Raw genomic sequence first — 12,939 nt, 5'->3', positions numbered from 1 at the left:
CAGCGAATCCTACCGAGCTTGTCAGGGTATCCTGTCTCTCACAGTGCCCGCGGCGTGTCGCTCGCCAGTGCGGATCTTACTGAAATCGATATGCAGATAACCGATCGGATAGGCTTTGAAGCGTTTGGGGGGTGGCTTGTCATCGCCGTCTTTCGGCCGCCGGCTGATCTGATGATGCTGGTAGAGTCGATGAAGACTCGCCCGGGTCAGGTACGGGATGAAACGCTGCAAAGCGAACAGGCAATCATCGAGCGGGAGCAAGGTCCGCCGGCGGAGGTCGCGAGCGAGGCTGTTTGGGTCTCATGGCTACGTCCTCGACCGAGTCCCGTGCACGCCATTTATGGACGGTCTTGAGATTGAGGCCATAGCGGCGGCTCAATGCCGCGATCGAAGCGTTCGATCGCTGTATTTCTTTTCGGATGGCGTGCGTGGTCGTGGCGCGTGGGTGAAGAATCTGACATGGGTCCTCCGCAGACATGGGTTGATACCACAATCCCCTACACCCTGAGCCCATGCAATTATGAGTCCTGCTTTCTCCGGGCCCTGGTCACGGGCGTTCGCTCAGCGAGGCTGCCTGGCGGCAGCGCTGGCTCAGGGCTCGGTCTTGTCGGGATATTCGCACAGGTCTTCGATCACACAGCTGCCGCAGCGCGGTTTGCGTGCGATGCAGGTGTAGCGTCCGTGGAGGATCAGCCAATGGTGGGCATCCTGGCGGAACTCCTTGGGCACTACCTTGAGCAGCCGGCGCTCGACTTCGTCGACGTTCTTGCCTGGGGCGAGCCGGGTGCGGTTGGCGACGCGGAAGATGTGGGTGTCGACGGCGATGGTAGGTTCGCCGAAGGCGGTATTGAGGATCACGTTGGCGGTCTTGCGCCCGACCCCGGGCAGGGCTTCGAGCCCCTCGCGGGTGCGCGGTACTTCACCTTGGTGATCGCGGATCAGCATTTCGCACATCGCTACCAGGTTCTTTGCCTTATTGTTGAAAAGCCCCAGGGTTTTGATCTGCGCCTTGATCTCCTCGAGGCCGAGGTCGAGCATCGCGCGGGGCGTATTGGCGAGCGGGAACAGCCGTTTGGTCGCCTTGTTGACGCCGACATCGGTGGACTGCGCCGATAGCGCCACGGCCACCAGCAGCTCGAAGGGCGTGGTCCAGTCGAGCTCGGTGGTGGGGTGGGGGTTGGCGGCGCGAAGGCGCTCGAATATCTGGCGTCGCTTTTGGTCGTTCATCGCTATCGCTTCGATACTGCGGGTGATCGGGAAATGCCAGCGGGTGCGGGTTTCACGGTGTCGCGCTGTTGGTCAGCGCGAGCTGTGCCTGGCGTTCGGTATCCAGCGCCCGCTCGAGCTGCCGACGGGCTTCGGTGATCTCCGGCTCGCCCTGCTGCCGCTGGCTGTGGCGCAGCTGGCGCTCGGCGAGGCGGCGGCGCTGCTCGGCGGCGTTGAGGGCGATCCTGAGCTGGCGCTGGTGCTGAGCGCGGTCGGCACTGGCAGCGCCGCCGTTGCGGGCCTCGGCGAGGCGGGCTTCGAGGGCGGCGCGCTCGGGGGCATCGCCTGCGAGCCTTGCGAGTTTGTGCTCGAGTCGTGCGATGGTGGCGGCCGTACGCGGGTCGCTCGATCGAGGAGGCGGCGCAGCCGCGGTCTCGCTCGGCGGCGGGGCTTTCGCGGGCAGGCGCCGCTGCAGGCGCTCCAGGCGCCGTGCCTTGGCCGCCCGCTCTCTTTCGGCGAGCCGTACGCGGCGAGCATCGAAGCGTCGGCGCCCGTTGTCGGCGCGCAGCGCGAGATAGCGTTCGCGTGCGGCATCACTGCCGGCCTCTTGCCAGCGCGGATGAGGACGCATGTCGATGCAGTCGACCGGGCAGGGCGCGACGCAAAGTTCGCAGCCGGTGCATTCCGATTCGAGCACGCCGTGCATCAGTTTGGCGGCACCGACGATCGCATCGACCGGGCAGGCCTGGATGCATTTGGTGCAGCCGATGCACTCGTCTTCGCGAATCACCGCGAGCTGGGGCGCCTCTGCCGGGCGTTCGAGCGCTCCTTTGGGGCGATCGAGCAGCTGGGCCAGTGCGATCAGGGTGCGTTCGCCACCCGGCGGGCACTTGGTGTGCGCCTCACCGGTTGCGATCGCCTGCGCGTAAGGGCGGCAGCCCGAGTGGCCGCACTTGCCGCACTGGGTCTGGGGGAGCAGCTGGTCGATACGCTCGACCAGTGCTGCTGCGCCGCTCGTCGCCATCTCAGCTGACCCGCTGGCCCGGTAGCGCACCGCTGTCCGGGGAGAGCAGATGGAGGCCGTCATCACCGCCTGCGGCCAGAACCATGCCCTCGGAGACACCGAAGCGCATTTTTCGGGGCGCGAGGTTGGCGACCACCACGGTCAGCCGATCGACCAGCGCTTCGGGCGAGTAGTGCTTGCTGATGCCAGAGAAGACCGTACGGGTCTCACCGCCGAGGTCGAGGGTCAGCTTGAGCAGCTTGTTCGAGCCCTCGACGCGCTCCGCAGCGGTGATCCGGGCGATGCGCAGGTCGACCTTGGCGAACTCGTCGATGCCTATCTCGTCGGCGATCGGGTTCTGGTCGAGTGCGCTTGGCATCTTGGCCTGGCCGCCCTTCAGCTTCTGCTCTTCGGCAAGCACTTCCTTGGAGGCTTCGAGCATCGCCTCGACCTTGGCGCTGTCGACTCGGGTCATCAGCGGCTTGAACTTGTCGATCGGATGATCGAGCAGCGCTTCGCGGCGGCTCTCCCAGTCGAGCGAATCGAGGCCGAGGAAGGCTCGGGCATCCTGTGCCAGGCGGGGCACGATCGGCGCCAGGTAGACCACCAGCTGGCGGAACAGATTGAGTCCCAGGGAGCAGACTTCGAGCACCTGCTGCTCGCTTCCCGGCTGCTTGGCCAGCGCCCAGGGAGCCTGTTCGGCGATGTAGGCATTGGCCTCGTCGGCGAGCTCCATGATCCTGCGCACGCCCCGGGCGAACTCGCGGGCCTCGAAGGCCTCGGCGATTTCGTCGCCGGCGGCGACCGCGCGATCGAGAAGCTCGGTGTCGGGCAGCCGGGCCGCGAGGCGGCCGCCCTGCTTGTGGACGAAGCCCGCGCAGCGGCTGGCGATGTTGACCACCTTGCCGACCAGGTCGGCGTTCACCCGGGCGGTGAAGTCCTCGAGGTTCAGGTCGAGGTCATCGACGCGTGAGGTCAGCTTGGCGGCGAAGTAGTAGCGCAGGTACTCGGGATCGAGGAAGCGCGCATAGGTGTCGGCCTTGATGAAGGTGCCGCGGGATTTCGACATCTTCGCACCGTTGACGGTGACGAAGCCGTGGCAGTGTACGCCCGTGGGCGTACGCAGCCCCGCACCCTCGAGCATCGCCGGCCAGAACAGCGCATGGAAGTAGACGATGTCCTTGCCGATGAAGTGGTGCACTTCCGCGTCGGAATCCTTGCGCCAGAACGCATCGAAGTCGATGCCTTCGCGATCGCAGAGGTTCTGGAAGCTCGCCAGGTAGCCGATCGGCGCATCGAGCCAGACATAGAAGTACTTGCCGGGCGCGTTGGGGATCTCGAAGCCGAAGTAGGGCGCGTCGCGGGAGATGTCCCATTCGTTGAGCCCGGTGTCGAACCACTCCTCGAGCTTGTTGGCGATCTGCGGTTGGACCGTGCCGGAGCGCAGCCAGCCGCGCAGGAACTCGCTGAAGTCCGGCAGCTTGAAGAAATAGTGGGCCGAACTCTTGATCACCGGCTTGGCGCCGGAGATCGCCGAGACCGGGTCGATCAGGTCGGCCGGGGTGTAGGCCGCGCCGCACACTTCGCAGTTGTCGCCATACTGATCCGGCGAGTGACACTTCGGACAGGTGCCCTTGATGAAACGGTCGGCCAGGAACAGGCCCTTGACCGGGTCGTACATCTGCTCGATGTCACGGGTGGCGATGTGCCCGCCCTCCCGCAGGGCGAGGTAGATCGCCTCGCTGTGACGGCGATTCTCCTCGGAGTGCGTGGAGTGATAGTTGTCGAAAGCGATGCCGAACTTGGCGAAGTCCGCCTGGTGGGCTTGCTTGACCTTCTCGATCAGCGCCTCCGGCGTCATCCCCTCCTGCTCGGCGCGCAGCATGATCGCAGTGCCGTGGGCGTCGTCGGCGCAGACGTAGTAGCAGCTATGTCCCCGGCTCTTCTGGAAGCGCACCCACATGTCGGTCTGCAGATACTCGAGCAGGTGACCGAGATGGATATCGCCATTGGCATAGGGCAGGGCGCTGGTGACGAGAAGCTTGCGGGTGGACATGGAACCTCGGGAAGGTTGATGAGCGTGGCGGCTGCTCGATGGTGGGAGCGACTGGCTTCCATACCATCGGGCATCGGGAAATTTTGCCATCGATTCTAACGCGAGCGGGATGCGGTGGGGTAATCACGTTTCGATGGACTGGTCCCGGCGATCGCTAGGCTCGCCGGGCGGGTGCTCGCTGGGTCAGCCTAGTGACTCGGTGGGCTCGAGAGCGTCTCTTTCGATCTGGGCGATCTCCCGTTCGATGATCGAGCGCATCTTGGGGTCCTTGAGGCTCGACTCGCTCCAGCCGACTTCGAAGGCAATCTCATTGACCGCGAAGGTCTGGAGAATTCGGCAGTGCTCCTTGGCGGGGATCGTTTCGAGGGTCAGGTCGTTGCAGACCAGGGCCGAACCTGGACTGCTCAGCGCGATGTGCAGGCTCATCGTCGAGTCGAATTGGCTGAGCTTGAATTCGGAGTCGATGCTGCCGAGCAGCTGTCGCATGATCAGCTCCAGCGTCGACTCCGAACACGAAGGAATGAGAATGTCGGTGAGTTCGACCTTCTCGGTCGCGGTCTGGGATGCGACCACCAGATGCAGTCGCTTGATTCGAAGAGGCGCTTTCTGCCACTTGCAGTCATAGGGCGTGGCGCCTGCGGTGAGGATGATGTCGAGGTTGCCCTGGCGCATACGCTCGTTGGCGTCCTCGATACCGAGATTGATCAGCTTGATGCTGTAGGAAATCGGGTACGAAAGCAGTCGCTTGCCCAGCAGGCAGGCATAGGGTTCGAGCATTGCGCCACTGTAGCCGATGCGGATTTCCTGGTCGGTCTTGCGATACAGCGATGAGAGCTCGCTCTTGGCTTCGTCGAGGGCGGCCAGGACCCGGCGTGATACCTCGGTCAGTGGCAGCAGGTGAGGCATAGGGTAGTAGTGCCCCTGCTTGCGATAGTAGAGGTTCTCTCCAAGAAACTCCTCGATTTCCTTGATTGTTTTGGACACATTGGCCGTTGTCATGTTCAGGCTTTCCGCAGCGCCGCTCACCGTTTTGCGTTCGTCCACCGCATTGAGTATACGCATATGTTTGAGTGTCATCCGGCGGTCGATGTAATGAGTACAAAGCCGAGCGAATGAAGGGTCTGTCAAGTTGTAGTGCATGCGCGCCTCCCGTGCCATGGTCATTAAATAAACGATCGCTTCGCAAGTATGTCAATCGTTTCCATTCGATAACAATGGTAAATAAATAAAAATCAAAAAAAACGGCGTCCACGCAGGGGCAAGGATGAGAATGGCTTTCAACCACCCGTTCACCCGGTCGTTATGGTAGTGTTTTCGGTGATTGGCCATCTTTTTCGTATGGGTATAAAGCGACCCGAGCTAAATCTCCGGTCATTGCCCGGGTCGCGCTCGACTCACGACCATAGGCGGGTGCTGGCTATGAGAAATGGTCCGACTGATCTTACGTTTCGCCTTTTTTCAGCGACTTGGCGCTACTGTGGGCGGTGTGTCGGCGGTACAGGGGAGACGCTGTACCCTTTCAGTCGTTCAACTTGAAAGCTTTCGAACGAGGCGAGAAGCAGGCTCATTCGTAGAATAACGGGGATGAGAATAAAATATTCTATAACCAATTGGCTTTGGGTCAAGAGGTTGAGATTTGTTAATTGAAAGTTGATAGCGGGAACCAAGGTACATTATTTTTCATAATAAAAAGGTTTTTTTCTGTAACGCTTGAGGTTACGGTGGCCCTGTCGAGCATGTGCCAAAAGGTACCGGGTACCTGTCATGGCGTACCATCGATCAGTAGGGTGCTATCCCGGCGGACGGAGATTAATTCCCTTTGGCCTTATGTATTTATTTCCTGGTTTATAACTTTTTCTTGTCGCGTTAATCATTCACTTTCCATGCGTCCTTCGGACGGTGGCAGGGAGTGTTCATAGTGATGCCCCGCACTCGATTGCTTACTTTAGTGATATCGATGCTCTCCTCGCTCGGTTGGATATCGCTCGCCGATGCCGATGCGATGGTGATGGGAAGCGTCGACGTGAAACTCGATGTGCCGAGAGGATGCACGATCGCGTTCGAGCCGCATCAGCGGATGCAGTGGGGAGTGATCGATTTCGGGCAGCATCCGCGACTCGATCGGCAAGGCCAGGGGATCGATGCCGAGGCGCCAGGGTTCGAGGCGCTCAGCGTCGTCTGCAATCCCGGTACCGAGTATCAGCTCGGCGTCGATGGTGGCCTCCATGGCAACGCTTCTTCTCGTCATCTGGTTGCGCGGGGCGACGATGACGGCCCCTCGGCCCGCTGCGAGCCGGTTCGGCTGCCTTACCAGGTGTTCCTCGACGCTGCGCGTCGCCATCCCTGGCCTGCCGATGAGCTGGTCGGTTTCACGGTACCTGGGGATGGACGCTTGAGAATACCGCTGTATGCCCGTATCGGGCCGCTCGACGCAGTACCTCCGGTCGGCTTCTACACCGACGAGCTCACGCTCACGCTGCGCTGGTAGCACGGCTTGGCTCGCCAGCCCCTGGGGCTTCGGGCCGGGATGGGAGGAGGTGATGCACGGGGAGCCCTCCCGTACGAGGGGCGGCGCTGTCTCCGGCATCCGATGGCAGGTGATTGATTGGCTCATAGACGAGGGAACACACATGCATAGCAACAAGAAGGCCATGCTCGCCGGGATGGCATCCATGTCCATGCTGTTCGGCCTGGGTCAGGCGCAGGCGGCAGTGACGGGGAAGGTCGAGGTATCGCTGAACGTCGCCCAGGGGTGCGAAGTCACCGGCGGCGGGGTGGACGGCGACCTCAACGACTTCGGGATCTTGGACTTCGGTGACGTGTCCACGACATGGACCAACGTGCTGAGCGCTGAGCTGGCCGGCGTATCCGGTGGCACGCTCCAGGTCGAGTGCAGCAAGGATCTCGAAGCCTTCCAGGTCAGCGTCGATGGCGGCCTGCGCGGCGATCGTTCGCTGGCCAGCGCGGATTCCGGGGACACGGTCAGCTACGAAGTCTTCAGTGACGCGGCGCGCACCGTCCCGTACATCATCGGCAGTTCGCAACCGATCGCGCTCGACACCAGCGGTGCCCCGACCGAGGTGCCACTGTACGGCGCGATCGCGGCGAACGGCTCCGCGATCGCGAGCGGTCTCTACACCGACACCCTGCTGGTCAAACTCGAGTTCTGATTCGAACCAACGCGGTGGCCGGTGGCCGCCGCCTTTTGCTCGCACCCGGAGTGAACCGCCATGTCCGTGATATCCCTGCGTCGTACCTCATCGATCGCCGCCGCCGCGTGCCTGGGCCTGGTTGCGACTTCTCCATCCTTCGCCGCCACCGTCACAGGCCAGGTCGATGCGACGATCACCCTGACCAGCGCCTGTGAGGTCAACGGCTCGAACGGCACGACAGGGGTCGAGTTCGGCACCATCGATTTCGGTTCCCAGACCACGCTGTTCAGCCAGGCCGATGGCGAGCTGGTCGGCGGAGCGCAGAGCGGGATCTCGATCCAGTGCTCGCCGGGCCAGGACGCCACCCTGACCTTCCTCGCAGGAATCAATGACGCCGACGCCGGTGCCTATACCCGGGCGATGGCCGGTAATGGCCAGTTCGTCCCCTACAACCTCTATAGCGACAGTGGACGGCAGACCGTGCTCGACAATGGCGACGAGCTTACGGTGGTCGCCGATGGCTCGGCCCAGACGATCCCGGTCTATGCGCGTGCTTTCGGCAATGACGGGTTGGCCGCGGGCACCTACAGCGACACCGTTCAGGTCAGCCTGGAGTTCTGACGTGAACGGCGCGAGTCGGAGCGTGATCGCTGGACTGGCCTCAGCCTTACTGCCCGGCCTATGGATCGCTTCGGCGAGCGCCGCTCCCACCAGTACGTTTCAGGTCAGCGCCACAGTCAGCGAGGGTTGTCTGGTCGACGGCGCGCGTCCCGCCGAAGGCGCGAGCCTGGGCATGCTGGGATGGCTCGATTTCGGCGTCGATTCGGCGCTTTCGACCGCGACCCATACCGCGAGCCTGGTGGCGGGGCAGTCGGTGACGCTCAACTGCACGCCCGGAGTGGCGCTCAGTATGTGGGTCGATGGTGGGCAGCACTACGACGACCAGCGGCGCATGCGCCACGCCGATGGCAGCGGGCTGCTCGGCTACAGCCTGTTCTCCGATGCGGCGATGCAGCAGCCGATCGCGGTGAACCAGGAGGTGCCGGTCAACACCGCCGCAAGCCCGGAGAATGTCCAGCTGCCTCTTTATGCCCGCCTGTCGCTGCCCGGCGATGCATCGGCGGGTTCCTATCACGACACCCTGGTGGTCACGCTGCAATGGTGACGGCGCCGCTCTTTTAGTCTCTCGATATCGAAGGAAGCAACCGATGACCACTGGCATCCTGAGAAGCTGGCCATCCAGCGTCGCGCGGCTGTTGCTGCGTAGCGTCCTGGTGATGGCTGCAACTCCCGTGTGGGCGGCGAGTTCGGTGCTGATCTGGCCGGTCGACCCGTCGATCGCAAGCAATGAACGCGCCGCTGCGCTGTGGCTCGAAAATCGCGGCAGCGCTCCGGTGACGCTTCAAGCACGGGTTTTCGCCTGGCAGCAGGACGGTGGCGATCAGTATCACCAGCAAAGTGAAGTGATCGGCAGCCCGCCGATGATGCGGATCGCCCCTGGGGAGCGCCAGTTGGTACGCCTGACTCGTACTCAGCCGGTGGCCGCCGGGGAGGAGCGGGCTTATCGGGTGATCATCGATGAGATTCCGGTGGCCGGCAACGATCAGGACCAGGGTAGCGTGGGGGTCAAATTCCAGATGCGCTATTCGGTCCCGCTGTTCAGCTACGGCGAGGGCCTCGCGGGTAGGACCAGAGCCGGCGCCGAGGCGCGCGCAGAGTCCGGCCAGCCGCGCCTCGGATGGCGAGTCGTCGATCAGCAAGGCAAGCGCTACCTGGAGATCGCCAACCGCGGCAACCTGCATGCGCGCATCACCCGCGCGGAGTTCGTCCAAGGCGCACAGCGCCATACGATATCCGACGGTCTGCTCGGCTACGTGCTGGTTGGCAGTGAGATGCGCTGGCCGTTGCCAGAGGGCGTGGAAGCCGCTGGCAGGTTCGAGGCCGCGGTCAACGGCGGCGAGATCGCGCCGATCGCGCCTTATGGTCATTGACCATGGCGACCAGCATCGAAGCGGCAGCGCCTGCCGCCACGATAGCGGCCGCGGCGTGCATCGAACCCGGCTGGCGCAAGCGCAGGCCAGGGGCGCTGCTGCCATGCCTGATCAGCGTTGCGCTGGCGCTGGCCGGCCTTGGCCCTGGGGTGAGTCGCGGCCAGGCATTGCCGCCGGCACCAAGATCACTCGATGAGCTCGGTGCGCAGCAGCTGTTTCTCGAACTGGTGGTCAACCAGCGTGCGACCGGCAGCGTGGTCGCGGTGACGCAGCGCCAGGAGCATTTCTTCGTCGCTGCCAGCGACCTGCGCGCGGTGGCGATTCCGGTCGACGGGGAAGGTGAGATCGCCGTCGATAGGCTCGACCAGGTCGAGGTCACTTACGAGGCCAGCGCGCAGCGGCTGCGAATCGACGTGCCGCCGGCCTGGCTGCCGGCGCAGTTCCTCGGTCGTGATTCCGGGCTCGAGCGTGTGCGTCCCCGGGCGAGCCTCGGCATGCTGTTCGGCTACGACGTCTACCTCAATGACGTCGATCGAGGCGCCACCACCGCCTCGACATGGAATGAGCTGCGCTTGTTCGGCGATTTCGGCGCATTCGCCACCACCGGGGTGTATCGCAGTACGCTTTCCGGCAGCACCGGGCGCGGCGATCGCTACATTCGCTACGACACCTCTTGGCGCTACGCCGACGACGAACGGATGCTCGCCTACGAAGCGGGCGATGTGGTGACTCGCGCGCTTCCATGGAGCAGCTCGATTCGCTTGGGCGGTGTGCAGCTGTCGAAGGATTTCGCCGTGCGTCCTGACGTGATCACCTATCCGCTGCCGCAGTTCGCCGGAGACGCCGCGGTGCCGACCTCGGTCGACCTGTTCATCAATGGTTATCGCAGCAGTAGCGACCAGGTCATGCCGGGTCCCTTCACCATCACCAACGTGCCGTTCATCAACGGCGCTGGTGAGGCCACGGTGGTCACCACCGATGCCCTCGGTCGGCAGGTCGCCACGACGATCCCTTTCTACGTCACCAGCGCGCTTTTACGTCAGGGGCTGAGCGACTACTCGTTCAGTGGGGGGATGATCCGGCGTCAATACGGGCTGCGCAACTTCGACTACGGCGAGGGTGCCGGTAGCGCCAGCTATCGTTTTGGCCTGACCGACGATCTCACCGTCGAGGCCCATGCCGAAGGCGCGGGCTCGCTGGCGCTCGCTGGCATAGGCTCGGTCGCGCGGCTGGGAAACCTCGGGGTGCTCAATACCGCCTACAGCCAGAGCCATGCGCGCGACGATGAGGGTGGCCAGCTGAGCGCCGGTTACCAGTACACCCAGCGTCGTTTCAACCTTGGGCTTCAGCACATTCGCCGTGGCCGGGGCTTCAACGATCTCTCCAGCTACGACAGTCGCTACTACCAGCTGAGCCGGGAGAGCTCCCAGCTCACCGGCAGCCTGCAGATGGGCGCGTTCGGCAGCCTGGGAAGTGGCTACTTCGACATCAAAGCGGCGGACGGCACCCGCACTCGACTGCTCAACCTCTCATGGACCCAGTCGCTGGTCGCCGGCAGCAGCCTCTATCTCTCCGCCAACCGCGAGCTCGGCGGCGGCAACTGGTCGAGCATGGCGCAGGTGGTCATGCCTTTGGGCCGTATGGGTGGCAGCGTCAGCGCCAGCGTGCAGCAGGGCGCCGACCATCGCTTGAGCCAGCGGGTCAACTACGGTCGCTCGATTCCCTCCGAAGGGGGCTGGGGCTGGGATCTAGGCTATGGACGCGGCGACGATGCCGATGACTATCACCAGGCCAGCGCCACTTGGCGTGGGCGCGCGGTCCAGCTTGGCGGCGGGGTGTACGGATCGCAGGGCGACTACAGCCGCTGGGGCGAAGCGCGGGGTTCGCTGGTGTGGCTCGATGGGCAGCTGTTCGCCGCCAACCAGGTGCGCGATGCGTTCGTGCTGGTCTCGACCGACGGACAGGCGGGCGTACCCGTGCGCTACGAGAATCAGCTGGTGGGAGAAACCGATGCGCGTGGCCACCTGCTGGTGCCTTGGGCCACCGCCTATTACGCCGGCAAATACGAGATCGATCCGCTCGGCCTCGCAGCCAACATCGACACGCCCATAGTCGAGCAACGCGCGGCGGTACGCGCGGGCAGCGGCTACGTACTGCGCTTCCCGATGGGGCGGGTGGTGGCCGCGAGCATAAGCCTGGTCGACAGCCAGGGCGAGCCTCTGCCGGTCGGAGCGGTGGCGAGGCTCGATCGCGGCGGCAGTGCCTATGTGGGCTGGGACGGCCTGACCTACCTGGAGGGGCTCGAGGCCGACAACGGGCTGACCGTGAGCCTGCCGGAGGGCGGGCAGTGCGCGACGCACTTCGCGATCGATCCCCAGGCCGATCGGATCGCCCAGATAGGACCGCTGACATGCCGCTGAGAGTCGTGATGAAAAGCTATTGGATGTCGCCATGGCGTTGGCCGCTTCGGCTGCTGTGGATCGGCTGCGGACTCGTGCTGTCCGCGAAAGGGTATGCTTCGTGCACATTGACCACCGGCAGCGGTGAAGGCTTCTTCGGCACGGTCAGCTCATTGAGTATCTCGCAGTCGCAGCAGGTCGCGAGCGTGCCCGATGCGGGGCTTTACTGCGACGGTGCCGCGCTGGCGCTGCTGGGCACCGGCAATCGCATGGATGCCACGGTGAGCTCGGCCAACGCGGGTGCGTTGGTCAGGAATGGTTCCACCGACGCGGTGCCTTATCAGATCTTCGCCGACCCCAGCTATGACAATGAAATTCCCTTGAACACCACCTTCAATTACGCGCGTAGCAATTTGCTCGATCTGCTCGGTTTGCTGGGCGGCAGCAGCTACTCCCTGCCGATGACGCTGCGCACCCGAACCGGTGATTACAATCTGGCGGCGGGCACCTATACCGATCAGTTGTCGGTCTCCTGGAACTGGGATGTCTGTAGTGGGGTGAATCTGCTGTTCATCTGCCTGGGGCGCAGTACCGGCAGTGGCACTTCGGTCGTCAATCTGCGTCTCGAGGTTTCCAAGGACTGCGCCATCGAAGCGCCTGATCTCGACTTCGGTAGCGCGCCGTTGGTGGTGGGGTTCAACAGTGTGACCCAGACGATCTCGATCCGCTGTACCAAGGATGCGCTCTACAGCGTCGGTTTGAGCGATGGCAGCCATGCCGATGGCGGGCAGCGACGAATGGCCGCCGATGGCCAGTATCTCGCCTACGAACTCTACAAGAGCATCACCGGCAGCGACCGCTGGGGCGCCGCGGGTAGCGAGCGTCGCTCGTCGGAGAGCGCTGATCAGAACCCGGGCGCCTACACTGGCACCCTCACCCAGGGGTTCATCTACCGTGCCGAGATCCTGAGTGGTCAATCGACACCGCCGGCTGGTACCTATACCGACATGATCGTGGTCGACGTCACCTTCTGATTCCGCCGCGCTCTGCGTGGATGGCCTCGGGGCCATCCGTCGCCATGCTATGCTGGGCCATCCATCTTCGCCTCGCGCCGAGGCGCCCTGCATAAGGA

General features: G+C 63.6%; 11 protein-coding genes. 7 read left to right on the top strand and 4 right to left on the bottom strand.

Annotated features, from left to right (window positions below):
• Positions 1-591: 591 nt before the first annotated feature.
• The 4 genes from nth to Q376_RS0113825 form a co-directional block, all read right to left on the bottom strand.
• Positions 592-1,227, bottom strand: a complete 636-nt coding sequence (nth, locus tag Q376_RS0113840) for an endonuclease III (RefSeq protein WP_027350807.1) — start codon at positions 1,225-1,227, stop codon at positions 592-594.
• 52 nt (positions 1,228-1,279) lie between these two features.
• Entirely contained in the window at positions 1,280-2,230 is a 951-nt protein-coding gene (locus Q376_RS22740) for an RnfABCDGE type electron transport complex subunit B (protein ID WP_043447962.1), read from the bottom strand.
• 1 nt (position 2,231) lies between these two features.
• Positions 2,232-4,265 carry a methionine--tRNA ligase gene (gene metG, locus Q376_RS0113830; RefSeq protein WP_027350806.1) on the bottom strand — a complete coding sequence of 678 codons (2,034 nt, stop codon included), beginning with the start codon at positions 4,263-4,265 and terminating at the stop codon, positions 2,232-2,234.
• 183 nt (positions 4,266-4,448) lie between these two features.
• A complete protein-coding gene (locus tag Q376_RS0113825; protein WP_043447961.1) occupies positions 4,449-5,327 on the bottom strand; it encodes a LysR family transcriptional regulator in 879 nt (292 codons plus the stop codon).
• An 859-nt stretch (positions 5,328-6,186) separates the two neighbouring features.
• Here Q376_RS0113825 and Q376_RS0113820 point away from each other — a divergent pair.
• From Q376_RS0113820 to Q376_RS0113790, 7 genes are all read left to right on the top strand, one after another.
• The gene (locus Q376_RS0113820; protein ID WP_081803568.1) at positions 6,187-6,753 is read left to right on the top strand and encodes a Csu type fimbrial protein; all 567 of its coding nucleotides are present in this window, start codon (positions 6,187-6,189) and stop codon (positions 6,751-6,753) included.
• Between the two features lie 142 nt (positions 6,754-6,895).
• The gene (locus Q376_RS0113815; protein ID WP_027350803.1) at positions 6,896-7,435 is read left to right on the top strand and encodes a Csu type fimbrial protein; all 540 of its coding nucleotides are present in this window, start codon (positions 6,896-6,898) and stop codon (positions 7,433-7,435) included.
• A gap of 60 nt (positions 7,436-7,495) precedes the next feature.
• Positions 7,496-8,038 carry a Csu type fimbrial protein gene (locus Q376_RS0113810; RefSeq protein WP_052365284.1) on the top strand — a complete coding sequence of 181 codons (543 nt, stop codon included), beginning with the start codon at positions 7,496-7,498 and terminating at the stop codon, positions 8,036-8,038.
• Between the two features lie 22 nt (positions 8,039-8,060).
• Positions 8,061-8,582, top strand: coding sequence for a Csu type fimbrial protein (locus tag Q376_RS0113805; protein WP_027350801.1), 522 nt, complete (start codon positions 8,061-8,063; stop codon positions 8,580-8,582).
• 43 nt (positions 8,583-8,625) lie between these two features.
• Positions 8,626-9,408 carry a fimbrial biogenesis chaperone gene (locus tag Q376_RS0113800; RefSeq protein WP_081803566.1) on the top strand — a complete coding sequence of 261 codons (783 nt, stop codon included), beginning with the start codon at positions 8,626-8,628 and terminating at the stop codon, positions 9,406-9,408.
• Positions 9,409-9,410: 2 nt separating this feature from the next.
• Entirely contained in the window at positions 9,411-11,828 is a 2,418-nt protein-coding gene (locus tag Q376_RS0113795; RefSeq protein ID WP_211266673.1) for a fimbria/pilus outer membrane usher protein, read from the top strand.
• A complete protein-coding gene (locus Q376_RS0113790; RefSeq protein ID WP_052365279.1) occupies positions 11,819-12,841 on the top strand; it encodes a Csu type fimbrial protein in 1,023 nt (340 codons plus the stop codon). The genes Q376_RS0113795 and Q376_RS0113790 overlap by 10 nt, the downstream gene beginning before the upstream one ends.
• Positions 12,842-12,939 lie beyond the last annotated feature (98 nt).

Origin of the sequence: Halotalea alkalilenta DSM 17697, from assembly GCF_000621205.1 — a bacterium.
Lineage (GTDB): Bacteria > Pseudomonadota > Gammaproteobacteria > Pseudomonadales > Halomonadaceae > Halotalea > Halotalea alkalilenta.
Note: the sequence above shows the minus strand (reverse complement) of the source record. Positions and strands in the feature narration are given on the sequence as shown.